The organism is Alkalisalibacterium limincola, assembly GCF_008017755.1.
Classification (GTDB): Bacteria; Pseudomonadota; Gammaproteobacteria; order Xanthomonadales; family Xanthomonadaceae; genus Alkalisalibacterium; species Alkalisalibacterium limincola.
On sequence record NZ_VRTS01000004.1, the window covers coordinates 185877 to 212129 of the forward strand.

The window sequence follows — 26253 nt, forward strand, 5'->3', positions numbered from 1 at the left end:
AGTCGCAACATGCTGTTACTGCATCCGGACAACCTCGAGGATTACAAAAATGAAGATTTCCCATCGCCTTTTGATGGCAGCTGCTTTCAGCGTTGCCCTGGCCGCCTGTACGCGCCAGGTCCAGGAAGAAGCCCCGGCGCCGACTCCGCCGCCGCCGGCTACGACCACCCCCACTGCCCCGACCGACGGCCGTTTCCAGCCGTCCGATCTGGATTCCGACTCCTGCCTGCGCCAGCGCGTGGTCTACTTCGATTTCGACCGCGACAACGTGCGCTCGGAGTTCCAGCAGATCATGAACTGCCACGCCAAGTACCTGCGTGACCGTTCCTCGGCCCGCATCACCCTGGAAGGCCACACCGACGAGCGTGGCAGCCGCGAGTACAACCTCGGCCTGGGCGAGCGTCGTTCCAACTCGGTGCGTGACGCGCTGCAGGCTGCCGGCGGCAGCGCTGGCCAGCTGACCACCGTGAGCTACGGTGAAGAGCGTCCGACCTGCACCCAGTCGGCCGAGAGCTGCTGGTCGCAGAACCGTCGCGTCGAGATCATCTACACCGCCCGTTGATGATACGTATCGGCGTAGTCAACGCCGTGGTCGTAGCGGTGGCCCTCGTGGCCACCGCTCCGGTCCAGGCGCAAAGGGCCACGCTCGCTGAGCGTGTGGCGCAACTCGAGCAGCAGGCCAACCAGCCTGGCGATCGCCAGCAGGCGCTCGAAACGCTCAACCGAATCAATGAGTTGCAGGCCGAGCTCGCGATGATGCGCGGACAGGTCGAGCAACTGCAGTTCGAGCTGCAGGAAATGCAGCGTCGCAATCGCGACCAGTACATCGACCTCGACAGCCGCATCGAACGCCTGCAGGGCGGCGTGCCGTCCGCTGGTGGAATGGGCGCGCAGGAGGGTGGGGACGAGCTGCCGATGGAAGCGCCCGCACTGGGCCGTCCGTCCCAGGCGCCGTCGCCACAGGTTGGCAGGCAAGTGGACATCGCAGGCGAGGAAACCGACCTGGGCGCCGCTCCGGCGGGCGACCCGGCCGATGAACGCGCCGCCTACGAGGCCGGTTTCGATGCGCTCAAGGACGGCCGCTACGCGGAGTCCGCCCGGCGCTTCCAGTCCTTCATCGAGGCCTACCCGGACGGACAGTACGCGTCCAATGCCTGGTATTGGCTGGGCGAGAGCTACTACGTCACGCAGAACTTCGAACTGGCCATGGAGGCTTTCGAGTCGCTGCTGCGGCGCCATCCCGATTCGGCCAAGGCCCCCGATGCGTTGCTGAAGCTTGGCTATTGCCAGTACGAGCTTCGCGACTTCGACGCGGCCCAGGCCACGCTCAACCAGGTCGTCCAGCGCTACCCGGACACCACCGTGGCCCGCCTGGCCCAGGGCCGGTTGCGCGCGCTGATGCTGGAAAACCGCTGAGGCGGTAGACACCGATACCGCGCCGGCCCACGGGGCCGGCATGCGCCCCCGGGGCGCAAGCCGGAAGCCGCCATGGCCACTGACATCGACACCGCCCCCGAAGCCGAAGCCGACGCCTCGTCGCGCCTGAAGCTGACCGAGATCTTCCTGTCGCTGCAGGGCGAGGCCCGCGACGCAGGCTGGCCCACCGTGTTCGTGCGCCTGACCGGCTGCCCCTTGCGCTGCGTCTACTGCGACACGGCCTATGCCTTCCACGGCGGGCAGTGGTGGGACATCGACGCGATATTGGAAGAGGTGGCCCGCCATGGCGCGCGCCACGTGTGCGTGACCGGCGGCGAGCCCCTGGCGCAGAAGCGCTGTGCGGTGCTGCTGCGTCGCCTCTGCGATGCCGGCTACGTCGTTTCGCTGGAAACCTCGGGTGCACTCGACATCTCCGTCGCCGACACCCGCGTGAGTCGCATCGTCGACCTCAAGACCCCCGATTCCGGGGAGTGCGAACGCAACCTGTGGGACAACCTGGCCCAGCTGACCGCGCACGACCAGGTCAAGTTCGTCATCTGCAGCCGCCAGGATTACGAATGGGCCGTACAGCAGGTGCGCGAGCGCGGCCTGGATCGGCTGTGCACGGTCTGGTTCTCGCCCAGCTTCGCGCAGGTCGCCCCGCGCGAGCTGGCCGACTGGATCCTGGCCGACCATCTGCCGGTGCGCTTCCAGGTGCAGCTGCACAAGCAGCTGTGGGGCGACGAGCCGGGCCGCTGAGCGCGGCGATTGGACGATTCGATGGAGCATCGCGTGGACAAGGCAGTGGTACTGGTCTCCGGCGGCATGGATTCGGCCGTCGTGCTGGCGATGGCCCGTGAGCGGGGCTTCCAATGCCATGCGCTCAGCGTGGCCTACGGCCAGCGCCACACCTCGGAACTGGCAGCGGCGGCCCGCGTGGCCAAGGCCCAGGGCGCGATCCAGCACAAGACCGTCACCGTCGACCTGCGCTCGATTGGCGGCTCGGCGCTGACGGCCGACATCGATGTCCCCGAGAACGGAGGCGACGGCATTCCGGTGACCTACGTGCCTGCACGCAACACGATCATGCTGTCGATCGCGCTGGGCTGGGCAGAGGTGCTGGGCGCCAACGAGATCTTCTGCGGCGTCAATGCGGTGGACTACTCCGGTTATCCCGACTGCCGCCGCCTTCGTCGACGCGTTCGAACGGCTGGCCAACGTGGCGACAAAGGCCGGCGTGGAAGGCGCGGGCCTGCGCATCCGCGCGCCGCTGCAGTATCTGTCCAAGGCCGACATCGCACGCGAGGGCATGCGCCTGGGCGTGGACTTCGCGCAGACCGTGTCGTGCTACCAGGCCGACGCCGACGGCCTGGCCTGCGGCCATTGCGATGCCTGCCGCCTGCGCGCCGATGGTTTCGCTGCGGCCGGGCTGCCCGATCCGACGCGTTACCGCTGACGTCGCGCCGACCATGCGGTAGAATGCGCGCCCTGCGTGGGCCGTTAGCTCAGTTGGTAGAGCATCGGACTTTTAATCCGCTGGTCGATGGTTCGAATCCATCACGGCCCACCACTCAAGATTCCACACCGCGCCCCTGCGCGGTGTCTTCGTTTCAGGCGGCGTCGAAGTCCGCCTCGCGCACCGCGTCGATGAAGAACTCGCCGTAGCGTTCCAGTTTGGTCGCACCGACCCCGCCGATGCCGGCGAGCTCGGTTTCGTTGCGTGGGCGCACCTCGGCGATCTGGCGCAGCGTGGCGTCGTGGAAGATCACATAGGCCGGGACGTTCTGGTCGCGGGCCAGTTCGGCGCGCAGGGCGCGCAGTCGCTGGAACAGGGCGTCGTCTTCCGGGCACAGCGGGCTGGCGGACTGGGTGGCGCGGGCCGAGGCCCGCTTGCGGTCGCGCAAGGGTTTCGGCTCGCGACGCAGTTCCAGCCGCACTTCGCCGCGCAGTACCGGTCCGGCCGCCTGGGTCAGGCGCAGGCTGCCGTAGCCGTCGGCGTCGACCTCCAGCAGCCCGCCGACCACGAGCTGGCGGAAGATGCCGCGCCATTGCCGCGCGTCGATGTCCTCGCCGATGCCCCAGGTGCTCAGCTTGTCGTGGCGCAGCTCGCGGATGCGCTCGGTGTTGCCGCCGCGCAGCACGTCGACCAGGTGGCTGGCGCCGAAACGCTGGCCGGTGCGGTAGGCGCAGCTCAGCGCCTTCTGCGCCTCGACGGTGGCATCCCAGGTTTCCGGGGGTTCCAGGCAGGTGTCGCAGTTGCCGCAGGGTTCGGGGTAGGTCTCCCCGAAGCACGACAGCAGCACCTGGCGCCGGCAGCGGGTCGATTCGCAGTAGCCCAGCAGCGTGTCGAGCTTGCGGTGCTCCACGCGCTTGCGCTCCTCGCCCGCATCGCCGCCATCGATCATCTGCTTGAGCAGCACCACGTCCTGCAGGCCGTAGCACAGCCAGGCTTCCGCCGGTTCGCCGTCGCGTCCGGCGCGGCCGGTCTCCTGGTAGTAGCCCTCCAGCGACTTGGGCAGGTCCATGTGGGCGACGAAGCGCACGTCGGGCTTGTCGATGCCCATGCCGAACGCAATCGTGGCGACGATCACCACGCCATCCTCGCGCAGGAAGCGCCGCTGGTGGCGCGCACGGGTTTCCCCGTCCATGCCGGCGTGGTAGGCCAGTGCCTTGATGCCCTGGGCCTGCAGCGTGGCGGTGGTGTCGTCGACCTTGCGCCGCGACAGGCAATAGACGATGCCGGCCTCGCCCTCGTGTCCCTCGAGGAAGTCCAGCAGCTGCTGCTTGGCGCTGGCCTTTTGCACCACGCGGTAGCGGATGTTGGGCCGGTCGAAGGAGGTGACGAACTTCGGTGCATCGGCAGGCCGAGGCGCTCGGCGATCTCGGCCTGGGTCGGCGGGTCGGCGGTGGCAGTCAGCGCGATGCGCGGCACGTCGGGCCAGCGCGCGTGCAGCAGGTCGAGCTGGCGGTACTCGGGCCGGAAATCATGGCCCCACTGCGACACGCAGTGGGCCTCGTCGATCGCGAACAGCGCCACCCGGCTGCGATCGAGCAGCGACAGGAAGCGAGAGGTCAGCAGGCGCTCCGGGGCCACATAGAGCAGGTCGAGCTCGCCATCGAGCAACTGGCGCTCGACGGCAGCCGCCTGGTTGCCGTCGAGCGAGGAGTTCAGGCAAGCGGCCCGCACGCCCAGCTGCAGCAGCGCGTCGACCTGGTCCTGCATCAGCGCTATCAGTGGCGACACGACGATGCCGCAGCCTTCGCGCACTAGGGATGGCACCTGATAGCACAGGGACTTGCCGGCGCCGGTGGGCATCAGCACCAGGCAGTCGCGGCCTTCGATGAGGGTGTCGATGATCTCCGCCTGCCGCCCGCGGAAGGCGTCATGGCCGAAGACGCGCCTGAGCAGCGCAACGGGGGATTCGGACATGGAGCAAGGGTAGCAGAGGGGTGTCTCGCAGCCACCGGAGATGGCGTGGCTCCAGGGTCGGCAATCTGCGCCGCGACAGCTGCGAAAAAGGCGCGCCTCCCGGCGCGCCCTTCACATCGGCTGACGGTCTCCCGCGCGACTCACTCCAGCAGCGAACGCAGCATCCACGCGTACTTCTCGTGGGTCTGGAGCCTTTGGGTCAAGAGGTCGACGCTGGGGTCGTCGCTGGCCTCGTCGGCGGTCTTGAGCACGCCGCGCGCGGTGCGGCACACCGCCTCGTTGCCCACCACCAGCTGGCGCACCATCTCCTTCCACTCCGGCGCCTCCGGCACGCCCGGCTCCTCCTTGATCGAGCTGAGCTTGACGAACTGCGCGTAGGAGCCCGGCGCGTTGAAGCCCAGCGCGCGGATGCGCTCGGCGATCTCGTCCAGCGCGGTCCACTGCTCGGTGTACTGCGTCTCGAACATCGTGTGCAGCGTGTTGAACATCGGACCGGTGACGTTCCAGTGGAAGTTGTGGGTCTTCAGGTACAGCGTGTAGCTGTCGGCCAGGAAATGCGACAGGCCGTCGGCGATCTTCTTGCGATCCTTCTCCTTGATGCCTATATCGATCTTCATCGCGCGCTCCTTGTGTGCGGTGGTTGTCTATACCTATAAGCTACGCCTCCCCCTTGATCGTGTGAAATGGAGCTTTTCGCTCGCTGCGATAGCTTTTGTCTATGACCGAGTCCCCCGTCCCGCCGCCGTCCGATGCACCCGGTGATCCGGTCGACCGGGCGCTGAGCCGTGACCGCGGCCGCCTGATCGGGATGCGCACGCGAGCGCGCCGCGAACCGGAGAAGCGCGAGGCGTTCGAGGCGGCCCTGGCGCGCTCGATCACCGCGCGCGAGCAGCGTGCCGCGCGCGCACCGACCCCCACGCTGGACGAGTCGCTGCCGGTGGCGCGGGAAGCCGACGCGATCATCGAACTGATCCGCAAGCACCCCGTGGTCGTCCTGGCCGGCGAGACCGGCTCGGGCAAGACCACCCAGCTGCCGAAGCTGTGCCTGGCCGCCGGACGCGGCAGTGCCGGTCTGATCGGCTGCACCCAGCCGCGCCGCATCGCCGCGCGCTCGGTCGCCCGGCGCGTGGCCGAGGAGCTGGGCGTGGAACTGGGTGGTCCGGTCGGCTACCAGGTTCGATTCACCGAGGCGGTCGGCGCCGACAGCCACATCAAGTTCATGACCGACGGCATCCTGTTGGCCGAGATCCAGTCCGACCGCTGGCTGTCGGCCTACGACACGATCATCGTCGACGAGGCGCACGAGCGCAGCCTCAACATCGATTTCCTGCTGGGCTATCTCAAGACGCTGGTGCAAAAGCGCCGCGACCTCAAGATCATCATCACCTCGGCGACGATCGACACCGAGCGCTTCGCCAGGCACTTCGCCGATGCGCCTATCGTGTCGGTCGAGGGTCGCAGCCATCCGGTCGAGGTGCGTTACCGGCCGCTGGAAGGCGAGGGCGAGGACGAAGGCGAGCGCACGGTCAATGATGCGATCGTGGCGGCTGCCGACGAGATCACCCGCGAGGATCCGCGTGGCGACATCCTGGTGTTCCTGCCCGGCGAGCGCGAGATCCGCGACGCCCACCAGGCGCTGGAACGGCGCAAGTACCGCCACACCGAGGTGCTGCCGCTCTACGCCCGCCTGAGTGCACGCGACCAGGACCGCGTGTTCAAGCCCGGCGGCAAGCGCCGCATCGTGCTGGCCACCAATGTCGCCGAGACCTCGCTGACCGTGCCGGGCATCCGCTACGTCATCGACCCGGGCTTTGCGCGGGTGAAGCGCTACAGCCCGCGGGGCAAGCTCGACAGGCTGCATATCGAACCGATCTCGCAGGCCAGTGCGAACCAGCGCAAGGGGCGATGCGGGCGCGTCGCCGCCGGCGTGTGCTACCGGCTCTACGGCGAGGCCGATTTCGAATCGCGCCCGGCCTACACCGACCCCGAGATCCTGCGCTCGAGCCTCTCGGGGGTGATCCTGAGGATGCTGTCGCTGGGCCTGGGCCGGGTCGAGGACTTCCCGTTCCTGGAGCCGCCCGACGGCCGCGCGGTGGCCGACGGCTGGCAGCAGCTGGTCGAGCTCGGCGCGGTGGAATTGGGCAGCGCGCACGGCGACAAGCGGCTCACCACGGTGGGCCGGCAGATGGCCCGCCTGCCGATCGACCCGAAGCTGGCGCGCATGCTGATCGCGGCGAACCAGCACGGCTGCCTGCGCGAGATGGTGGTGATCGCCAGCTTCCTGGGCATCCAGGACCCGCGCGAGCGTCCGGCCGACCAGCGCCAGGCCGCCGACACCGCACACGCGGAGTTCCACGACCCGCGCTCGGAGTTCATCGGCATCCTCAAGCTTTGGGATGCCTATCGCCACGCGCACGAGGATCTGACCCAGTCGAAGCTGCGCGACTGGTGTGGCAGGCATTTCCTCGGATTCCTGCGCATGCGCGAATGGCGCGAGCTGCACCGGCAACTGCTGCTGGTGTGTCGCGAGCTGGGCTGGCCGGTGGAGGGGCCCAGCCAGATCCCCGTCGACGAGGAGCCCAAACGGGGACGCAAGCCCGCGGAGGGCACGGACGTGCGCGTGGGCTACGCCTCGCTGCACCGGGCATTGATCACCGGCCTGCGACCCAGGTCGGGCACAAGGTCGACAAGTACCTCTACGAAGGCCCGCGTGGCCGCCGATTCCAGCTGTTTCCCGGTTCGTCGCTGTCGAAGCAGCCACCGCCGTGGGTGCTGTGCGCGACCCTGCTCGACACGCAGAAGGTATGGGGCCTGACCAACGCCCGGATCGAGCCGGAGTGGGCGATCGACGAGTTGGCGCACCTGCTGGCGCGCAAGCACTACGACCCGCACTGGTCGCGCGCGCAGGGCCGAGTGCTCGCCTCGGAACAGATCAGCCTGTTCGGACTGGTGCTGGCGCCGAAGCGGCCGGTGCATTACGGCTCGATCGCGCCGCTGGAGGCGCGCGAGCTGATGGTGCGCCAGGGCCTGGTGCCGGGCGAGGTCAACGGCCGGCTGCCCTTCGTCGAGCGCAACCTGGCCACGCTCGAACGCGCGCGCGAGGAGGAGGCCAAGTTGCGACGGGCCGGGCTGGTCGCCGACGAGGACTGGCAGGCAGCCTGGTACCTCGACCGCTTGCCGGCCGAAGTCAACAGCGCCGTTGGCCTGGAGAAATGGTTCAAGGGTCTGGATGCCAAGACCCGCCAGACGCTGGAATGGTCGCTGGCGGAGCTGCTGCCGGGCGAGGGAAGCGAAGCCGAGCGCTTCCCCAAATTCATGCTGCTGGGTGAGAAGCGCCTGCGCCTGCACTACCGCTTCGAGCCGGGCACGCCCGACGACGGCGTCACCCTGGTGGTGCCGCTGCACCTGCTCAACGCGCTCGATCCGGCGCGACTGTCGTGGCTGGTGCCAGGGCTCGCGCAGGACAAGGCCACGGCGCTCATCCGCGGCCTGCCCAAGGCGTTGCGACGCAACTTCGTGCCGGCCCCGGATTTCGCGCGTGCCTTCCACGAGGCCTGGCCCACGGCATCGGCCGACCGCTTCACCGGCGAGCTGGCGCGCTTCCTGTCCAGGGCCACCGGTGCGGCCCTGGCGGCCAGCGAGTTCGACGAGACGCTGCTGGAGCCGCACCTGCGGATGAACCTGCGCGTGCTCGACGAGCAGGGACGGGTGCTGGAGGAGTCGCGCGACCTCGACGCGTTGCGTGCGCGCCTGGGTGGTCTCGCGGAGCGGGCATTTGCAGAGCGCGCCGGCCGCGAGCTGGCCAGCGAGGGCCTGACCACGTTCCCCGATACGCCGGTGCCTCGCACGGTGCCGGGTGCTGCGGGGCTCGAGGCCTATCCGGCGCTGGTGGACCAGGGTGAGACGGTGGCGCTGCAGGTGTTCGCCGAGGCCGACAAGGCCCGGCAGGCGCATCAGCGCGGTGTGCGGCGGCTGATGCGAATCGCGCTGGCCGACCGCGCGAAGCAGGCACGAAAGCAATTGCCGGTGGGGCCGAAGATCGAACTGATGTACGCCTCGGTGCAGGAGTTCTCGATCGGCGGCGAGCTGGGCGATGGCCTGGGCGCCGACCTGGTCGATGCCGCCCTCAAGGCCGTCCTCGATGGCGACCTGCAGGATGTGCGCTCGCGCGAGGTGTTCCAGGCGCGATTGCAGGACGCCGGCCGCGGCCTGTTCCGCGAAGCGATGGCGCGGCTGGAGCTGGCCGAGCGGATCCTGGAGGTGTACGCGGAGGTGCGCACGAAGCTGGAGCCGGAACTGATGGGATTCGCGCGCGCCAACTACGACGACCTGCAGCAGCAGCTGTCCGGCCTGGTCTACCCGGGCTTCCTGCGCGAAACGCCGGCCGAGCGCCTGGCCGAACTGCCACGCTACATCCGCGGCATCGGCCTGCGCGCCGAGCGGATCCCGCGCGATCCGACCCGAGACCAGGCGCGGATGCTGGAAATCCAGCCCTTCGTCGACGCCTTGGCCCGGGCGCAGGCCCAGCAAGAGGGCGATGCGGAGGCCTGGGAGCACTTCCGTTGGCAGCTGGAGGAACTGCGGGTCTCGCAGTTCGCCCAGGAGCTGGGCACGCGCGAGCCGGTGTCGGTCAAGCGGCTCACGCGCGCCCTGAAGGCGCTGCAGCGCTGAGCGGCTGCAGCGCGTTGGGACTTACTGGATGCGGCGCACGCGCACGCGGGTGTTGTAGCCATCCACGCTGAGGTACCAGGCGCCGAGCATGCCGGAATGGATGCGCACCGCCGGGTCTTCGACATTGATGGTCAGGCGAGAGGTCGAGTCGACCGTCTCCCACACCTGGCCGTTGGCGAAACGGATGCGCTGGCCACGCCCCGACCAGCCGCGGAAGTTGCCCGGGATCGAGGTGATGATGTCTTCGTCGAAACCAGTGCCCTGGCGCAGGCCACGCGTGTCGACCGGCTCGACCGGTGCGGCGGCTGCGACGCCGGCGGCGCCGTGCGCGCCCATCTGGGTACGCAGCCAGCGATTGAGCGCCTCGAGTTCCTCGGCGCTGAGCTTCTCGAGTCCGGCGGCCCGGAACTCGCTGCCGGACATGCGCTCCTCGAGCGAGGAGAACTCCTGGGCGTGGGCGAGGCCCAGCGGCAGCAGCAGGAAGAAGAAGGCGAGCAGGGCGCGGGGTATCGAACGCATCAGGGCATTTCCATTGGGCGATTTCGCGTTAGTGTAAACCCAGCACGTTCCCGGTTTTACCCGCCCCCTGCGATCCGCCCGATGGCCTCCCTGCCCACCGCCCGCGACAATCCGGCTGCCTGGCTCGAACAGGCCCGACCGCCCGGCCTCGATGCAGGGCGGCGCGAGGCCCTGCTGGCGGCGCTGGGGCAGGTCCCCGGGCCGCGACTCGACCGCCTTGCCGAGGTGCTTGAGCTGCTAGGGCAACTGCATGCCGATACCGAGGTCCTGGCCGCGGCCGTGGCCGACGAGCTGTCGGAAGGGGACGTGGCGCCGTTGCGGGCGGTGTTCCCCGCGCTGGACTCGCTGCTGCAGGGCCTGCACGACGCGCGCCAGGTGTGGGGCCTGCACGACGCGGCCACCGGCACGGCCAATGCAGAGGGGCTGCGACGACTGCTGCTGGCACTTATCCGGGACCTTCGGCTGATCCTGGTCTTGCTGGCGCGCCAACTTGTCGACCTGCGCCATGCCGGCGGACTGCCGGAGGCGGAGCGCGAGGCGATGGCGCGCCTGAGCGCCGATATCCACGCGCCGCTGGCCAACCGGCTGGGCATCTGGCAGCTCAAGTGGGAGCTCGAGGACCTCGCCTTCCGCTACCTGCAGCCCGACACCTACCGCCGCATCGCCCGGCTGCTCGACGAGAAGCGTGCCGACCGCGAGGCCTTCATCGCGCAATCCAAGCAACGCATCGCCGAGGCGCTGGCCGAGGCGGGCATCGAGGCCGATGTCGCCGGCCGGCCGAAGCACATCTACAGCATCTGGAAGAAGATGAGCCGCAAGGACATCCCGTTCAGCGAGCTCTACGACGTGCGAGCGGTACGCATCCTGGTCCCCGACCTGACCAGCTGCTACGCCGCCCTCGGCGTGGTGCACTCGCTGTGGACGCCGGTCCCCAGCGAGTTCGACGACTACATCGCCAAGCCCAAGGGCAATGATTACCGATCCCTGCACACCGCGGTCGTCGGGCCGGAAGGCAAGACCCTGGAGATCCAGATCCGCACCCACGAGATGCACGCGCACGCCGAGCTCGGCGTCGCTGCGCACTGGCGCTACAAGGAAGGGGGGAGCCATGGCGCGGATGCCTCCTTCCAGCGCAAGGTGGCCTGGATGCGGCAATTGCTCGAAGGCGCGGATGCCACCGACGATGCCGGTGGTGAGAAGGCCGGGTCGGGCAGCGCGAGTCTCGCCGCCAGCCTCGACAGCGCCCTGGTCGAAGACCGCGTCTACCTGCTGACGCCGCGCGGCGAGGTGGTGGACCTGCCCAAGGGAAGCACCGTGCTGGACTTCGCCTATTACGTGCATACCGAGGTCGGCCACCGCTGCATCGGCGCCAAGGTCGATGGGCGCATCGTGCCCCTGACCCATCGTCCCGGCAGCGGCGCCCGCGTGGAGATCCTCACCGGCAAGGAAGCCAGGCCCCGGCGCGACTGGCTGCAGGCCTCCTCCGGCTTCCTGGCGAGTGCCAGGGCGCGCGACAAGGTCCGCGCCTGGTTCCATCGCCTGGACCGCGAGCGCAACCTGCACGCCGGCCGCGAGCTTCTGGAGAAGGAGCTCAAGCGCATGGCGCTGGCCCAGTCCGACCTCTCGCCGGCGCTCGAGAAGCTGCGCCTGTCCGGCGTCGAGGAACTGCACCTGGCCATCGCGCTGGGCGACGTGAGCCCGGCCCAGGTCGCCCGCGCGCTGCACGATGCCGAGCAGGAGCGCCACCGGGAGGAAGACGTCGATGCGGAGCTGCAGCGTGCCGCGGCACGGGTGCGCCCGCCGCGGCCTGGAGCGGAGTTCATCGTGGAAGGCGTGGGCAACCTGCTGACCCAGCTGGCGAAGTGCTGCCAACCTGTCGCCGGCGACCCGATCGTGGGCTATCTCACGCGCGGCCGTGGGCTGACCGTGCACCGCGCCGGTTGCGCCAGCCTGCAGCGCCTGGCCGCGCGCCATCCCGAGCGCGTGCTCAGCGTGGAGTGGGGGCGCAGTGGCGGCACCAGCTACGGCGTCGATGCCCTGGTGGTGGGCGCCGACCGACGTTGGCTGCTCAAGGACCTGACCACGCTGATCGCCCAGTCCGGGGTGCACGTGCTTTCCGTGAACTCCAGCGTCGACAGCAGCCGGAGCGTCGTCGAGATCCGCTTTGGCTTGAAGGTGGACGACTTCGAACAGCTCTCGGGCCTGCTCGGCAAGCTGGTGGCGGTGCCGGGCGTTTATTCGGCGCAACGCATCGGCTGAAGGTGCCGGGCTATGCTTTGCGCACGTTGAAATGATCGTGGAGCGGAATGAGAAGACATCGACCCGGGCCGCGGGACCCCTCCGGCGAACCGGATTACAGCCCGCGCCGACCGCGATCGCGGCGGTTGGGCCCCACGCCCGAACAGCGTCGTCGCCGACGCTTCGCGTGGGCCGCCGTGGCGCTGGTGCTCGTCGCGGTGCTGCTCGGCCTGTGGATGGCGCGCGAGCCGCTGGGTGAACAGATTTCGCACGGCACCGAACGTGCACGCCTGCTGGACCAGGCGCAGCGCGCGTTGAACGCCGGGGAGCTCAGTCGCGAGGATGGTCGCGGTGCACGCGAGCTCTACCTCGCCGTGCTCGCGCTCGACCCGGACCACCAGGCGGCGCGCCAGGGCGTCGCCGACACCGGCCGGGCGGCACTGGCGGAGGCCGAGCGCGCCAGCGCCCAGGGCGAGACCGCCCGTGCCGAAGCGATGCTGCAGCTGGCGCGCGAGTTGAACGTGCCCGAGCACGAACTGGCCCGGGTACAGGCAGTGCGCGCGCAGCGCGACGGCGACGACGAAGCGGACCTGGGAAACCTGCTGGCGCGCATCCAGAACACGCGCCGTGGCCGCACCGCAAGCGAGGCGATGCCGCTGTTGCTTCCGCTGTACGCGCAGGCGCTGGAACTGGCGCCGGACCACCTCCTGGTGCTGACCTCGCGCTCGCGCCTGCTGGGCGAGGTGCTCGACGAGGCCGGCCGTGACATCGCCGCCGGCGACCTCGATGCCGCGCATGACAAGATCGAACTCGTCGCTGAAGTCGATTCCGCGCACGCGGCCCTGCCCGGTGTGCGGGGGCGCCTGAGCGAGGCGCGCCAGCAGCAGGCGGCGCGTCGGCCGCCGCCGCCGAGCCCCGCGATCCCGCTGCCACCGCCGGTGCGGCCACGCCGCCTCCGACGCCTGCTGTGCCGACGGATCCCGAGCCGGCACCGCCGTCGGCACCCAGCATTCCCGAGGCACAGCGCGTCGAGATGCTGGCCCGCTTCGATGAGGCACTGGCGCGCCAGGCCTTGCTCGACCCGCCCGGTGACAGTGCCTGGGACCGCTTGCGGGTGCTGCGCTCCGGAGCCCCGGAGGACCCGCGCGTCGTCGACGCCGAGCGGCGCTTCCGCGACAGCGCCCGTGGTTGTTTCGAACAGCACGTGGTGACCCCGCGCCTGTCCGCCGCCGAGAACTGCCTGCAGGCGCTCGAGACGCTCGATCCGGGCGACGCGCGCATAGGCGAAGCCAGCCGCCGCCTCGCCGCGCGCTGGGTCGGCGTCGCCCAGGAGCGGCTTGGTGCCGCCCAGTTCGATGCTGCCTCGCGGGCTTACGAGGCGGCGTTGGCACGCGATCCCACGCACCCGGAATTGGCCGCGTTGGCGGCGAGGCTGGAACAGGCCCGGCCGCGCTAGCGCGCCGGCAGGAGTTCGGCCAGCAGGCGGTCCAGGGTCGCGCTCGCGGCAGCGAACGAGAAGTGCCGCTCGACGTTCGCCAGTCCGCCGGCGGACAGGCGCTCCCACGTGGCCTGGTCGGTGTAGGCGGAAACGATGGCGTCGGCGAACCCTTCGGCATCATCGGCCACCAGCACGTCCACGCCCGTGTCCAGGTGCATGCCTTCCACCGCGCATGAGGTCGCCACCACCGGCTGGCCGTACGCCATGCTCAGGTTGACCTTGCCCTTGACCCCGGCGCCGTAGCGCAGAGGTGCCAGCGCAACGCGACAGCCGTCCATCAATGGGTCGATGTCCCGCACGTGCCCGCGCACGTGCACCCCGGGCGTGTCGCCCAGCACGCGGATGTCGTCGCTCACGTCGCCACCGACCAGGTGGAGCTCCACGTCCGGGAGCCGCGCGCGCACCCGCGGCCAGATCTCGCCCACCAGCCAATGCGCCGCATCGACATTGGGTGGGTGGCGGAATCCGCCGACGAAGACCAGGCCGCGCCTGTCGTGAAAGCCACGACGCAGCCGGCGATCTCGTGCACGTTGGAAAGCACCTCCACCCGCACGCCAGGCAACAGCTCCCCGAGCAGCGTGCGCTCGTGGGTGCTCACCACCAGCGTCGCGTCGGCGCGCGCCATCAGGCCCAGTTCCTGCTCGCGGGTGCGCTGGGCCAGCCGAAGGCTGCCCCGGCCGATCTCGGCCTCACGCTGCTCGCGCAGGAAGTGCAGGTCCACGGTGTCGAACACCCATCGCGCCCGCGCTGCATGCTTGCGCAGCAGCGGCTCATAGCTGGCCGCGACATAGTGGCGGCTGGTGATCACCAGGTCGAAGCGATCGCCATGGCGAGCGAACCATTTCGGCATGTCGCCCAGCCAGGCACGCGACCACACCTCGACGCCCAGCTGCTCCAACGCGGACGCATAGTCGCCCTCCCGTTCGCGGCTGTCGGGGAGGAACACGACGTGCAGGCCCCGCTCGAGCAGCAGCCTGACCAGGTTGAGCATGCGCAGCGATCCCGAGTCGCGGTCGGGCTTGGGCACCTGCACGTCGATCACCAGCACCTGCCCCCGGTGATGCCTGCGACTGGCTGCGAACGGGTCGGTTCCGGGAGCGGCGTGCTCGCGTTGCAGCACTTCGCGCCAGCGCGCCTGGAACTTCCCCTGGTTCACCCGCTGGTAGGCCTTGGTCCCCGAGGCCAGGTCGGTGCCGCTGGTGGCGCCCTCGCGGTGCACGACGACGCTGGCGGGCTGGTAGCGCACCTTCAGTCCCGCATCGCGCACGCGCATCGCCAGGTCGGTGTCCTCGTAATACGCCGGTGCGTAGTGGCTGTCGAAGCCGCCCAGGCGGTTGAACAGCTCCGCCGGGATGGCGATCGCTGCTCCCGAGCAATAATCCACCTCGCGCACGTGGCCGTAGCGCGGGTCCCCCGGGGACTGGAAGCGACCGAGGTTCCATCCGCTGCCGTCGCTGAACACCAGGCCGCCGGCCTCCTGCAGCCTTCCGTCGGGGTAGACCAGCATGGCGCCGGCCATGCCGGTGTCGGGATGGGTGGTGAACGTGTCGAGCAGGGCCTGCAGCCAGCCCGGCTGTACCAGGGTGTCGTTGTTGAGGAACACCAGGAACCCGCCGCTGGCCAGTCGTGCCCCCTCGTTGCATGCCGCGATGAATCCGGAATTGACGGGCATGCGCTGGTAGCGGATGCCTGATGCCGGCAGCACCCTCGCGGTGTCGTCGGTCGAGGCGTCGTCGACCACGATGACTTCCATCGGCACGTCGCCGCTGTGAAGGGCCAGCGCGGCCAGGCAATCCAGCGTCATCGCCAACTGCCCGTACACCGGTACGATCACACTGGCGCGTGGATGCCCGCCGGGCGTGAACGCCGGGGGCGCCGCGTCATCGGCCGCCGGCAACACCAGTTGCGCGCGGGCCACCGGCCCCGCCGGGGCGAGCTCGTTGCCCACCCGCTGCAGCGTCGCGGAGAGACCGCGCGTACGCAGGCTCAACAGCCCGCGCGAGAACAGGTAGGCCAGGCGGCGCAGCCTGAACGCGAGGCCTGCGGGAAGCAGCTGGGACAGGCCCGCGCGGGGGCCCGGGGCTTCGGACATGATTTTCGTTCAGACTCCGACAGGGTTTCGCGACCCATCCTGCCTGAAGGCAGGCTAGACTTGCGCGAATCGCAGCATTCTCGCATCCCGTGCCCCGTAAGGCTTCCCCCAGAAAGAAATCCCGCCAGTCCCCAAAGTCCCGTCGATGGTGGGGCTGGGCGCTGCTTGCCATGGGCGTGGTGACGCTGGCGGTGGCCGCCGTGGCGGTGCCTTACGTCGTCGTGCTCGACCGCGAGGTACGGCAGAGTTTCGGTGAGCTCGTGTGGCAGGTGCCGACCCGGGTCTTCGCGCGGCCGCTCGAGCTGCGCCCCGGCATGCCGATGTCGGCCGACGCGCTGGAACTCGAACTCGAGGCCGCCGCCTACCGGGCTGCCCAGGACGTCACCCTGCCTGGCACCTATCGCCGCAGCGGCGATGCCTTCGCCATCCACACGCGGTCCTTCATCGACAGCGATGGGGAGTGGCCCGAGCAACGCCTGGAGGTGGGGCTGGGCCAGGGCCGCCTGCGCAGCCTCGCCGGGCGCGATGGCTCCCCGCTGCAGCAGGCGCTGGTGGACCCGGCGCGCATCGCCACGCTGCACGGGCAGCGCCAGGAGGAACGCCGGCTGGTGCGCCTCGACGAGGTGCCGGTGCTGCTGATCACCGGCCTGCAGGCGTGGAGGATCGGGATTTCAAGCACCACCGCGGCATCGATCCGATGGGCATCCTGCGCGCGGCGTGGGTGAACATGCGCGAAGGCGGGCTCAGCCAGGGTGGCTCGACGCTGACCCAGCAACTGGTGCGCAGCCTGTTCCTGAGCCGCGAGAAGGTCTTCAGCCGCAAGATCAACGAAGCGCTCTACGCGATGATCATCGAGGCGCGCTTCGACAAGGGGACCATCCTCGAGGCTTACCTCAACCAGGTCTACCTTGGCCAGTCCGGCAGCCAGGCCGTGCACGGCGTCTCGGCGGCTTCGGAGTTCTGGTTCGGGCGCGAGGTCCGTGGCCTGCGCGAACACGAGATCGCGCTGCTGATCGGAATGATTCGCGGACCTTCCTACTACGACCCGCGGCGCTATCCCGAGCGGGCCCTGGCGCGGCGCAACCTGGTGCTGGACATGATGGCCGAGACCGGCCTGCTCGATGCCGACACCCAGGCGGCCGCCAAGGCGCGTGGGCTGGGCATCACCACGCGCCCTGGCGTCGCGGGCAACAGGCATCCGGCCTTCCTCGACCTGGTGCGGCGCCAGCTCGAGCGCGACTATCCCGCCAACGCCCTTCGCGGTGCGGGCCTGTCGGTGTACACCACGCTGGCACCGTCGGCACAGATGTATGCCGAGGCCTCGGTGCGCGAGAACCTCGATGCCCTCCAGAACGAGCGCCGCCCGGCGCTCCAGGGCGCGATGGTGGTGACCGACGTGCGCAGCGGCGAGGTCGTGGCGGTGGTGGGGGACCGCGTGCCGGGCCGGGTGGGATTCAACCGCGCGATCGAGGCGCAGCGTCCGGTCGGCTCGGTGCTCAAGCCCTTCGTCTACCTGCTCGCCATGGCACAGCCGGGGCGTTACTCGCTGGCCACCGTGGTCGACGATGCGCCGATCCAGGTGTCCCTGCCGGGCGGGCGCAGCTGGGCGCCGGAAAACTCGGACGGGCGCAGCCACGGCCGCGTGCGGCTGATCGACGCGCTGGCCCTTTCCTACAACCAGGCCACCGTTCGGCTGGGCATGGAAGTCGGCGTGGATCGCCTGGCGCAACTGCTCAAGGTGCTCGGTGAAGTCGATGCGCCGGCCAACCCTTCGCTGATCCTCGGCAGCGTCGACCTCAGTCCGCTCGCGGTCACCCAGCTCTACCAGTTCCTGGCCTCGGGTGGGGAGATCCAGCCCCTGCGAGCGGTGCGCGGCGTGGTCGATGCCGACGGCAAGCCGGTCAACCGCTACCGCGAGGACATCGATCCTGCGCAGGGTGGCGATTCGATCACTGCGCGCCTGGTGACGATCGCGCTGCAGCGTGCGGTGACCGATGGCACCGGCCGCGGCCTGATGTCCGACGGACTGGGATGGATGCGTGTCGCGGGCAAGACGGGCACCAGCAACGACGGTCGCGACAGCTGGTTCGCCGGCTACACCGGCAGCCACCTGGCGGTGGCCTGGGTCGGCAACGATGCCAACGAAGCCACCGGCCTGTACGGCGCCACCGGTGCGATGCGCTTGTGGTCGACGCTGGTGCGCAGCCTGCCGGGCGAACCGCTGCAGGTTGGCGACACCGACCTCCAGTGGGCCTGGGTCTCGGCCGAGGAGTACGCAACGACCGATGAGACGTGCCCACAGGCACAGCGCTATCCGTTCGTGCGCGGCTACCTCCCCGGGTATCACCGGGGCTGCACGGTGGAGCGGGTACGTGGATGGTTTGGTCGGGACAACCGGGAATGAAGATGAAACGTGTATTCGTGTTGGTCGTGGTGGCGATGCTTGCGGCCTGCGCGCGCACGCCCCCGCCGCAGCAGGCACCTGTCGTGGTCGAGGCCGAGCCCGCGATCTCGCCGAGCCTGCAGCAGCGGGTGGATCGCGTGCGCAGCGAAGCGGGCGAGGGCCAGGGGCTGGATGTGTTGCCGGTGCGCGACGCCGAGGTCGAGGACCTGCGCGAGGCAGCCAGCGAGGCCGAGGCCCGTGGCGATCTCGCCCAGGCACAGTCGCTGCTCGCCCAGGCGCTCGACCTGCGCCCGAACAGCCCTGAACTGCTGCAGCAGGCGGCCGAGGTCGCCCTGCTGGGCGGCGACATCGATACCGCGGTCGTCCGTGCCGGGGAGGCCTGGCGCCTGGGTCCCCAGGTCGGCAGCCTCTGCCGTCGCAGTTGGGGGACGATTCGCGAAGCCTACGAGGAAGCGCGCTACGAAGAGGGCATCGAGATCGCGGTCCGCAAGATCGAGGACTGCACGGTCGCCGGCCCGGTGCGCATGTAAGCGCCGTGGACGAACTCGCGGAGCTGACCTCCCGGGCCATCGGCGCCGGGGGCGCGCTGGAGTCGGCCGTGCCCGGCTTCCGGCCGCGCGAGGCCCAGCATGTATTGGCCGAAGCGGTCGCCGGATGCATCCAGGACGGCGCCTGCCTGGTCGCCGAGGCTGGCACCGGCACAGGCAAGACCTACGCCTACCTGGTGCCGGCACTGCTCTCGGGTCGCCGCACGATCATCTCCACAGGCACCCGCGCGCTGCAGGACCAGCTTTTTCACCGCGACCTGCCGCGCGTGCGCAAGGCGCTGGGTGTCGGGCTGACGTCGGCATTGCTGAAGGGGCGCTCGAACTACCTGTGCCTGTATCGCCTGGACCAGGCCCGGGGCAGCGCGCGAGGGCCCGATGCCGCGGCCACCCTGCAGAAGCTCCAGGAGTGGGCATCACACACGCGCAGTGGGGACCTCGCCGAGATGACGGCGCTGGCCGAGGACTCCCCGCTGTGGCCGCAGGTCACCTCCACGATCGACAACTGCCTGGGCAGTGACTGCCCGATGTGGGGCGAATGCTTCGTCGTGCGCGCCCGGCAGGCGGCCCAGGCGGCCGACCTGGTGGTGGTGAACCATCACCTGCTGCTGGCTGACCTCGCGCTGCGCGAGGAAGGGTTCGGCGAGGTGCTGCCCGGCGCGGAAACCTTCGTGCTCGACGAGGCCCACCAGGTGCCGGAGCTGGCCGCGCAGTTCTTCGGCGCTCGGCTCAGTGCGCGCCAGTTGGGTGAACTCGGGCGCGACGCCCTGGCCGAATGCAAGGGCGTGGACGGGGCGCTGGCGGTGCTGCAGGGGCCGGTGGCCGGCCTGGATCACGCGGTACGCGTGCTGCGCGAGGCGATGTCGCCCCTGCCGCAACGGGCGGCCGCCGCGCGTGCCCTGTTGCTTCCCGGGGTACGCGAGGGGCTCGACCGGGTGGGCGAGGCGCTGGCGGACGTGGCCGCCGCGCTGGCGCCGATGGGCGAGGCGGCTCCGGGCCTCGAGGCCTGCAGGCAGCGCGCGCTGGTACTCCAGCAGCGGCTGGCGGAGTGGCTGGGCGAAGAGGCCGACGAGATTCCGGTGGCCGATGACGAGTGCTTCGATCCCCCGAGCGAAGATTCCGACGCTATCGGAGGCGGTCTTGCGGCGGACATCGACGTACGCTGGTTCGAGCTGGGCAGCCGGGGTTTCGTGTTGCAGCGCACGCCGCTGGATGTCTCCGCCCCGCTGCGCCGCTACCGCGAGCGCAGCGGCGCGGCCTGGGTGTTCACCTCGGCCACGCTGGCGGTGGCGGGCAGCTTCCGCCACGTGTCGGCGCGACTTGGCCTCGACGACCCGCGCGAGCTGCTGCAGCCCAGCCCGTTCGACTGGGACCACCAGGCGCTGTGCTACCTGCCGCCGCACATGCCCGAGCCGAATGCGCCCGCATACGGGGATGCGTTCGTCGAGGCGGTGAGGCCGGTGCTCGAGGCCTCGCGCGGCCGGGCCTTCCTGCTGTTCACCTCGCACCGCGCGCTTCGCGAAGCGGCCGACCGGCTCGAAGGCGGCCCGTGGCCGCTGTTCGTGCAGGGCTCGGCGCCGCGACACGCGCTGCTGGAGGCCTTCAGGCAGTCGGGCAACGGCGTGTTGCTGGGCGCGGCGAGCTTCTGGGAGGGTGTCGACGTGGCGGGTGATGCCTTGAGCGTCGTGGTGATCGACCGGTTGCCCTTCGCCTCGCCGGGCGATCCGGTGCTGGAGGCGAGGCTGGACGCGGTGCGCCAGCGCGGCGGCAACCCGTTTCGCGACGAGCAGGTACCCACCGCGGTCATCGCGCTCAAGCAGGGCGTGGGTCGGCTGATCCGCACGCTGGAGGACCGCGGCGTGCTGGTGCTGTGCGATCCGCGCCTGCTGGCGAAGGGATACGGCCGCATGTTCCTGGACAGCCTGCCGCCCATGCCGCGAACACGCGGGATCGACACGGTGCGGCGGTTCTTCGATCCGGTATCGTTCTCGCAGGAAGACAAGGGGTGGGAAGAATGAAGCTGCTGGCGATCGAGACCGCGACCGAGGCCTGTTCGGTGGCCCTGTGGATCGACGGGGAGGTGCATGAGCGCTTCGAAGTGGCGCCCAGGCAGCACTCCGCCCTGGTCTTGCCATGGGCCGAAGCCCTGCTGTCCGAGGCGGGACTGGCGCGTACGGCGCTGGATGCCGTGGCCTGCGGCCGGGGCCCCGGTGCCTTCACCGGCGTGCGCCTGGCGGTGTCGTTGACGCAGGGCATCGCGCTGGCCCTGGATCGCCCGGTCGTGGGCGTCTCCACGCTGGCAGCCCTGGCCGCCCAGGCCCCGGAGGATGGGGTGCCGGTGCTCGCCGCGATCGATGCGCGCATGGGTGAGATCTACGCAGCCCGTTTCAGTCGGGACGGCGGCATGTTGGCATCGACGCATGGTGAACAGGTCGTGCCCCCGGAGGCGCTGGAACTGCCGTCGCACGAGGTGCATGGCATTGGCACCGGCTTTGCCGCGCGGGACGGGCACTTGCGTGCGCGCCTTTCAAGCCTGCTGGCGAGCTGCGATCCAGAGGCGCTGCCCCGGGCGGCTGCGGTCGCGAAGCTGGCCGCAGAGGCGTTCGGGCGGGGGGAGGCCACGGATGCGGCATTGCTGCAGCCGGCCTACCTGCGCGACCGCGTGGCGCTGACGATCCGGGAGCGCGAAGCCGCCCGGGAAGCGGGCAGCGTCAGCAAGAAGTAAGCGAAAGTGCTGGCCGGTCGGCCTGCGCAACGAGCCGCCTGGAGGGGTCAGAGGTCCTGCTGGTAGCGCACGTAGGGCGTGCGCTGGCCGTCTTCGCCGGACTCGCCATCGAGCACCCACGGCGAGCGACCGCGGGAAATCACGTTCTGGGTACCGAAGGTCAGTCGACCGTGCCACGGCGTGCGCCAGCTGACACCGATGTCGAGGCCGCTCCAGCTGGGTTCGCCGCCGGGGAGGTCGATCGAGCGTCCGACCAGTTCGCCGCTGAAATTGCCGTAGCCCACGCCCAGCTGCACGCGGCTGCCGGTCCAGTCCAGCGGGCCGGCCAGTGCTTCCTGCGCGGGGATCAGGCGGGCGCGCGCGACCGAACCGCCCACGGACACCCAGCCGTCGGCGCCGAAGCGGTAGACGCCGCTGGCGTCGACGCCTTCATGTTCCAGGCGCGAGGTCCCATGCCAGTTGCCGGGCAGCAGGCTGGCGCTGGGCTGCAGCCACACGGGCACGTCACTGGGATAGGGGCTGAAGTTGCCACGGCTCACGCTGGCGCCGACGTCGAAGCGGAAATCGCCGACGTCGGTGCCGACACCGGCGCGCACGCCGGGGCTGTAGGCGTTGAGCGGTCCGGCGCGCCCAGGTCGGCCAGCAGGCAGTGGTCGGCCAGCGCCCCGAGCGAGGTCAGCATGCTGCCGCCGCCGTCGCAGAGCAGCGCCAGGCCGCGCTGGGCTTCCAGACCCGCCGAGAAGTCCACGCGCGAACCTTGGGCCGTGCGCAGGCTGGCCAACGGGACGTCCCGGCGCGGTGTCGCCGGACCGATCACGCGATCCACCGGGGAGCGCGGCTGGTTCTGGCTGTCGACCAGCAGCAGGCCTTCCATGCGGCCGCTGGTGCTGTTCCAGATGGGCAGGACGGTGGGTTCGTCGCCGGGCTCGGGCACCACTGGCTGCCACGCCTGCGCATGCGCGGCACCGGCAACAAGGCCGGACAGCAACATGATCGACAAGGCGGTGCGGAGCATTGCAGGTGTCCTTTTCATGCCGTATTCGACCGCTCGTCAAGCAATCGGGTTCCGGCGTCCCGGGTATTCGATCATACGCCGTTTACTTTTAACTAACAATTCAAACGTGAGACGTCAATGAACTCGGCCAGGGCCCGCTGGGGCGGCGAACAGCGCCGCCACGTCGGCGCGGGTGAATTCGTAGCTGGCGTTGCAGAACTCGCAGGTAATTTGCGCAACCCCGCTCTCCGCCGCCGCCATGGCTTCGGTTTGCCCCAGTGAAATCAATACGTTGGCTACCCGCTCCCGCGAGCACGAGCAGGCGAACGACAGCGGCCGCGCGCCCAGTAGCCGCACCTCGTCCTCGTGGAAGAGCCGGTACAGCAGCGTGCCCACCGGCGTGGACTGGAGTTCGTCGGCCCCGAGGGTGTCGAGCAGGGCGCAGGCCCGCACCCAGCCGTCGGGGTCGCCGTCGGTTCCCGGCAGCTGCTGGATCATCAACCCACTGACACGCTCGCCCTTGCCTGCCAGCACGATTCGCGTCGGCAACTGCTCGGATTGCGAGAAGTACGCTTCGAAGGCGGCCGGGAAGTCCGGTGCATCCAGGCCCACCAGCCCCTGGTAGCGCACCGGCTCGGCCTTCCCGGGCGGGCGGCTCTCGATCGTGATCGCCATCACCGCGTCGCGACCCATGTCGCGCGGGGCGATCGTCTCCGGCACCGGCGCGGTGAACTGGGCGATTCCCCGCAAGGTGCCCTCGTGGGTGCACTCAGCGAACAGCGTGCGTACCGGGCCAGGGCCGTTGAGCTGGATGGTCAGGCGTCCATCGACCTTGGTGTGGCCGGTGAAGAGCGCGGCCGCCGCGCAGCACTCGCCCAGGCGCTCGGCGATGACGTCGGGGTAGTCGGCGCGGGCCTGGATCTCGGTCCACGTGGCGTCCAGGCGCACCAGCACGCCGCGCACCCCCGAGCGCTCGAGCACGAAGCGCGAGAGTGCATCGCGATCGGCGGTGTCGAGGTCGGTGTCGTGGGCGGGCGGGGAGGAGTCCGGGGTCATTCGGGGGAATCTGCATGGGGGAGAACCCATGATCTTGGGGCCATGGGCGCGCGCGTCAAGCGCGGCGGGTGGGGCTGTGGCTAAACTGGCCCCCCTTCGACGGATGCGGGGCCAGCGTGCCGCGAACCAGAACCAGAACCAGACGACGTTCCCTGCCCGTGCGGCTGCTGCGCCTGGGTCTGCTCCTGGTGCTTGCCGCGATCGTGCTGAGCATCGCCCAGGTGGTGGTGCTGCGCTTCGTCGATCCGCCGACGTCGGCTTTCATGCTGGCACGCACGCTCGAGCACTGGCGAGCCCCGGGCGAGGATTTCCGCATCGACTACCGCTGGCGCGATTTCGACGCGGTCTCGCCGCACCTGCTGATGTCGGTCATCGCCTCGGAGGACCAGAACTTCGCCCACCACCGCGGATTCGACCTCGATGCGATCGACGAAGCACTCAGCGGAGGCTCGCGCCGCGGCGCCAGCACGATCAGCCAGCAGGTCGCGAAGAACCTGTTCCTCTGGGGCGGGCGGAGCTGGGTGCGCAAGGGCCTGGAGGCCTGGTACACCGGCTGGATCGAACTGACCTGGCCAAAGCGGCGGATCCTGGAGGTGTACGTGAACATCGCCGAGTTCGGCGACGGCATCTACGGCGCGGAGGCGGCCGCGCAACGGCACTTCGGCATCTCCGCATCGGCGCTCGACCCGGCGCGCTCGGCCCGACTGGCCGCCGTGCTGCCGAGCCCGCGTCGCTATTCGCCCACCCAGCCCGGTCCTCACGTGCAACAGCGCGCGGCCTGGGTGCAGCGTCAGGTCGTGCAATTGGGTGGACAGGAGTACCTGGAGGCGTGCTGTGGCCGTTGAGGATGCGCGATCGCTGTGCGACGGCTCCGTGCCGGCGACGGCGCAGCCGGCTAAGATCGGAACGGATGACCCCGCCGACCTGCCAGCCATGAGTGCCCGCCTCGCCATCGTCGTGCCCGCCTACAACGAGGCCCAGGCCCTGCCTGGCCTTCAGCAGCGCCTGGCGCCGGTGCTCGACCGGCTCGATGCCCGGGCCACGGTGCTCTACGTCGACGACGGCAGCCGCGACGACACCTGGGCGGTGATCCAGGGCCTCGCCGACCGCGATCGCCGGGTCGGTGGCCTGCGCCTGAGCCGCAATTTCGGCAAGGAGCTGGCCCTGACCGCCGGGCTGGACCACGTGCGCACGCATGCCGATGCGGCGCTGGTGCTGGATGCGGACGGGCAGGATCCGCCCGAGCTGATCCCCGAGTTCGTCGCGCGCTGGCAACAGGGTGCGGACGTGGTGTACGGCGTGCGCAGCCGGCGCGAGGGCGACAGCTGGTTCAAGCGCACCACCGCGCACCTGTTCTACCGCCTGATGGGACGGCTCTCGAGTACGCCCGTGCCGCGTGATACCGGTGATTTCCGCCTGATGTCGCGTCGCGTCCTCGACGCCCTTGCCCAGCTGCGCGAGCGCCATCGCTTCATGAAGGGGCTGTTTGCGTGGGTGGGGTACGAGCAGGTGCCGCTGGAGTACGAGCGTGAGCCGCGCAGCCAGGGCCACAGCAAGTTCAACTACTGGAAGCTATGGAACTTCGCGCTCGAGGGCATCACCAGCTTCTCGACGGTGCCGCTTCGCATGGCCACCTACTTCGGACTGCTCACCGCCGTCGTCGCGTTCGGCTATGGCGCCTGGATCATCGCCAAGACCCTGGTCTACGGCGACCCGGTGCCCGGCTATCCCTCGCTGATGACGGTGGTCCTGTTCCTGGGCGGCATCCAGCTGCTGGCGCTGGGCATCATCGGCGAGTACCTGGGCCGGCTGTACGACGAGTCCAAGCAACGCCCGTTGTACCTGGTGGATGCCTGGCGGCAGGCGGCCCAGGAAGATGTGGGGGAGGGCGTGGATCGCCTGCGTCCCGGCGTTCCGGCAACCCCGGTCCAGTCGCACGCTCAGGAGTAGTCCGGGGAAAGGACCTGGGTGGCCACGGCAACGAAGTGGCAGACGCTGCCGGCAATGACGAACAGGTGCCAGATCGCGTGGCCATAGCGCAGTCGCCGGCTCATGTAGAACACGGCGCCGACCGTGTAGGCGACGCCGCCGGCGAACAGCCAGGCCAGCGTCGTGGGCGGCAACTGGCGCAGCATCGGCCCGATTGCCAGCAGCGCGATCCAACCCATCGCCACGTAGATCAGCGTGGACACCAGCTTGAAGCGGCCGGTGAAGAACAGCTTGAAGGCGATGCCCATCGCCGCCAGCGCCCAGATGACGCCAAACAGCAGCCAGCCGCCGTCATCGCGCAGGCCGATAAGTGTGAAAGGGGTGTAGGTGCCGGCGATCAGCAGGTAGATCGCGCAGTGGTCGAAAACCTTCAGCCGCTGCTTGGCGATGGGGTGCGGAATGGCGTGGTACAGCGTCGAGGCAAGGTACAGCAGGAGCAACGTGGCCCCGAACACGATCGCGCCGGCGAGCTGCCATCCATCGCCGAACACTGCGGCCAGCGTGATGAGCACCGCGCCCGCGGCCAGGGCGATGACGGCGCCAAGGCCGTGCGTCAGGGCGTTGACGACTTCCTCGCGTAACTCATCCGCGCGCGACATCGCGCTTTCTCCCGTGGCCCAGGGGGGAGGGCCGTGGGTAAAGCCTCACCCATGCCGCCCGCCTGCGCAAGAGAGCG

Annotated in this window: 18 protein-coding genes, 1 tRNA gene and 5 pseudogenes; 16 read left to right on the top strand and 8 right to left on the bottom strand. The window is 69.8% G+C overall.

The features are described 5' to 3' along the window. Positions 1-49: 49 nt before the first annotated feature. From pal to FU658_RS07770, 5 genes and pseudogenes are all read left to right on the top strand, one after another. Positions 50-562 (top strand): peptidoglycan-associated lipoprotein Pal, encoded by a 513-nt coding sequence (pal, locus tag FU658_RS07750; protein WP_147891552.1) that lies wholly within the window; start codon positions 50-52, stop codon positions 560-562. A 38-nt stretch (positions 563-600) separates the two neighbouring features. After that, positions 601-1416 carry a tol-pal system protein YbgF gene (ybgF, locus tag FU658_RS07755; protein WP_255505481.1) on the top strand — a complete coding sequence of 272 codons (816 nt, stop codon included), beginning with the start codon at positions 601-603 and terminating at the stop codon, positions 1414-1416. Positions 1417-1488: 72 nt separating this feature from the next. Beyond that, complete coding sequence (gene queE / locus FU658_RS07760; protein ID WP_147891554.1) at positions 1489-2175, top strand: 7-carboxy-7-deazaguanine synthase QueE; 687 nt, start codon at positions 1489-1491, stop codon at positions 2173-2175. A 33-nt stretch (positions 2176-2208) separates the two neighbouring features. Next, a pseudogene (queC, locus tag FU658_RS07765) lies at positions 2209-2872 on the top strand (7-cyano-7-deazaguanine synthase QueC). Positions 2873-2910: 38 nt separating this feature from the next. Then, positions 2911-2986, top strand: a tRNA-Lys gene (locus tag FU658_RS07770). A gap of 40 nt (positions 2987-3026) precedes the next feature. Here FU658_RS07770 and recQ read toward each other — a convergent pair. Both recQ and FU658_RS07780 read right to left on the bottom strand, forming a co-directional pair. Continuing rightward, a pseudogene (gene recQ, locus FU658_RS07775) lies at positions 3027-4846 on the bottom strand (DNA helicase RecQ). A gap of 140 nt (positions 4847-4986) precedes the next feature. Beyond that, positions 4987-5466 (bottom strand): annotated as a pseudogene (locus FU658_RS07780) (Dps family protein); the annotation flags it as partial. A gap of 98 nt (positions 5467-5564) precedes the next feature. Between FU658_RS07780 and hrpA the strand changes: the two are divergent. Continuing rightward, positions 5565-9517, top strand: a pseudogene (hrpA, locus tag FU658_RS07785) (ATP-dependent RNA helicase HrpA). A 21-nt stretch (positions 9518-9538) separates the two neighbouring features. Here hrpA and FU658_RS07790 read toward each other — a convergent pair. Continuing rightward, complete coding sequence (locus FU658_RS07790) at positions 9539-10036, bottom strand: hypothetical protein (RefSeq protein WP_147891556.1); 498 nt, start codon at positions 10034-10036, stop codon at positions 9539-9541. 81 nt (positions 10037-10117) lie between these two features. Here FU658_RS07790 and FU658_RS07795 point away from each other — a divergent pair, with 81 nt between their 5' ends. From FU658_RS07795 to FU658_RS07805, 3 genes are all read left to right on the top strand, one after another. After that, the gene (locus FU658_RS07795; protein ID WP_147891557.1) at positions 10118-12295 is read left to right on the top strand and encodes a bifunctional (p)ppGpp synthetase/guanosine-3',5'-bis(diphosphate) 3'-pyrophosphohydrolase; all 2178 of its coding nucleotides are present in this window, start codon (positions 10118-10120) and stop codon (positions 12293-12295) included. 176 nt (positions 12296-12471) lie between these two features. Further along, positions 12472-13485, top strand: coding sequence for a tetratricopeptide repeat protein (locus FU658_RS07800; protein ID WP_147891558.1), 1014 nt, complete (start codon positions 12472-12474; stop codon positions 13483-13485). Beyond that, on the top strand, positions 13479-13730 hold the full coding sequence (locus FU658_RS07805; RefSeq protein WP_147891559.1) for a hypothetical protein: 252 nt from the start codon (positions 13479-13481) through the stop codon (positions 13728-13730). Before FU658_RS07800 ends, FU658_RS07805 begins: the two co-directional genes overlap by 7 nt. Here FU658_RS07805 and FU658_RS07810 read toward each other — a convergent pair. Continuing rightward, positions 13727-15864 (bottom strand): annotated as a pseudogene (locus FU658_RS07810) (glycosyltransferase). The gene FU658_RS07805 and the pseudogene FU658_RS07810 overlap by 4 nt on opposite strands. Positions 15865-16034: 170 nt before the next feature. Between FU658_RS07810 and FU658_RS15200 the strand changes: the two are divergent. The 5 genes from FU658_RS15200 to tsaB are packed head-to-tail and all read left to right on the top strand — an operon-like array spanning position 16035 to position 21538. Then, complete coding sequence (locus FU658_RS15200; protein ID WP_255505482.1) at positions 16035-16589, top strand: hypothetical protein; 555 nt, start codon at positions 16035-16037, stop codon at positions 16587-16589. After that, complete coding sequence (locus tag FU658_RS07815) at positions 16520-18268, top strand: transglycosylase domain-containing protein (RefSeq protein WP_255505483.1); 1749 nt, start codon at positions 16520-16522, stop codon at positions 18266-18268. Before FU658_RS15200 ends, FU658_RS07815 begins: the two co-directional genes overlap by 70 nt. Positions 18269-18270: 2 nt before the next feature. Next, entirely contained in the window at positions 18271-18798 is a 528-nt protein-coding gene (locus tag FU658_RS07820; RefSeq protein WP_187265995.1) for a tetratricopeptide repeat protein, read from the top strand. A gap of 5 nt (positions 18799-18803) precedes the next feature. Next, positions 18804-20831, top strand: coding sequence for a DNA repair helicase YoaA (gene yoaA / locus FU658_RS07825; protein WP_147891561.1), 2028 nt, complete (start codon positions 18804-18806; stop codon positions 20829-20831). Then, complete coding sequence (tsaB, locus tag FU658_RS07830; RefSeq protein WP_147891562.1) at positions 20828-21538, top strand: tRNA (adenosine(37)-N6)-threonylcarbamoyltransferase complex dimerization subunit type 1 TsaB; 711 nt, start codon at positions 20828-20830, stop codon at positions 21536-21538. Before yoaA ends, tsaB begins: the two co-directional genes overlap by 4 nt. 47 nt (positions 21539-21585) lie before the next feature. Here tsaB and FU658_RS07835 read toward each other — a convergent pair whose 3' ends face one another. From FU658_RS07835 to hslO, 3 genes are all read right to left on the bottom strand, one after another. Next, positions 21586-22134 (bottom strand): hypothetical protein, encoded by a 549-nt coding sequence (locus FU658_RS07835; RefSeq protein WP_187265996.1) that lies wholly within the window; start codon positions 22132-22134, stop codon positions 21586-21588. Next, the gene (locus FU658_RS07840; protein WP_147891564.1) at positions 22074-22553 is read right to left on the bottom strand and encodes a hypothetical protein; all 480 of its coding nucleotides are present in this window, start codon (positions 22551-22553) and stop codon (positions 22074-22076) included. The genes FU658_RS07835 and FU658_RS07840 overlap by 61 nt, the downstream gene beginning before the upstream one ends. Positions 22554-22667: 114 nt before the next feature. After that, positions 22668-23588 (bottom strand): Hsp33 family molecular chaperone HslO, encoded by a 921-nt coding sequence (gene hslO / locus FU658_RS07845; protein WP_147891565.1) that lies wholly within the window; start codon positions 23586-23588, stop codon positions 22668-22670. 116 nt (positions 23589-23704) lie between these two features. On the opposite strand from hslO, the gene mtgA reads away from it, so the two are divergent. Both mtgA and FU658_RS07855 read left to right on the top strand, forming a co-directional pair. Beyond that, positions 23705-24433 (top strand): monofunctional biosynthetic peptidoglycan transglycosylase, encoded by a 729-nt coding sequence (gene mtgA / locus FU658_RS07850; RefSeq protein ID WP_187265997.1) that lies wholly within the window; start codon positions 23705-23707, stop codon positions 24431-24433. An 88-nt stretch (positions 24434-24521) separates the two neighbouring features. After that, entirely contained in the window at positions 24522-25538 is a 1017-nt protein-coding gene (locus tag FU658_RS07855; RefSeq protein WP_147891566.1) for a glycosyltransferase family 2 protein, read from the top strand. Here the strand turns inward: FU658_RS07855 and trhA are convergent. Further along, a complete protein-coding gene (gene trhA / locus FU658_RS07860; RefSeq protein WP_147891567.1) occupies positions 25529-26176 on the bottom strand; it encodes a PAQR family membrane homeostasis protein TrhA in 648 nt (215 codons plus the stop codon). The two genes, FU658_RS07855 and trhA, sit on opposite strands and share 10 nt — an antisense overlap. Positions 26177-26253: the final 77 nt, after the last annotated feature.

Excerpts from the sequence above, each read along its gene's own strand:
- FU658_RS07795 (WP_147891557.1), top strand. The coding sequence starts at position 10,118 with ATGGCCTCCCTGCCCACCGCCCGCGACAATCCGGCTGCCTGGCTCGAA.
- hslO (WP_147891565.1), bottom strand. The coding sequence starts at position 23,588 with ATGACCCCGGACTCCTCCCCGCCCGCCCACGACACCGACCTCGACACC.
- queE (WP_147891554.1), top strand. The coding sequence starts at position 1,489 with ATGGCCACTGACATCGACACCGCCCCCGAAGCCGAAGCCGACGCCTCG.
- pal (WP_147891552.1), top strand. The coding sequence starts at position 50 with ATGAAGATTTCCCATCGCCTTTTGATGGCAGCTGCTTTCAGCGTTGCC.
- trhA (WP_147891567.1), bottom strand. The coding sequence starts at position 26,176 with ATGTCGCGCGCGGATGAGTTACGCGAGGAAGTCGTCAACGCCCTGACG.
- FU658_RS07855 (WP_147891566.1), top strand. The coding sequence starts at position 24,522 with ATGAGTGCCCGCCTCGCCATCGTCGTGCCCGCCTACAACGAGGCCCAG.
- FU658_RS07840 (WP_147891564.1), bottom strand. The coding sequence starts at position 22,553 with ATGCTCCGCACCGCCTTGTCGATCATGTTGCTGTCCGGCCTTGTTGCC.
- tsaB (WP_147891562.1), top strand. The coding sequence starts at position 20,828 with ATGAAGCTGCTGGCGATCGAGACCGCGACCGAGGCCTGTTCGGTGGCC.
- FU658_RS15200 (WP_255505482.1), top strand. The coding sequence starts at position 16,035 with ATGGGCGTGGTGACGCTGGCGGTGGCCGCCGTGGCGGTGCCTTACGTC.
- FU658_RS07790 (WP_147891556.1), bottom strand. The coding sequence starts at position 10,036 with ATGCGTTCGATACCCCGCGCCCTGCTCGCCTTCTTCTTCCTGCTGCTG.
- FU658_RS07820 (WP_187265995.1), top strand. The coding sequence starts at position 18,271 with ATGAAACGTGTATTCGTGTTGGTCGTGGTGGCGATGCTTGCGGCCTGC.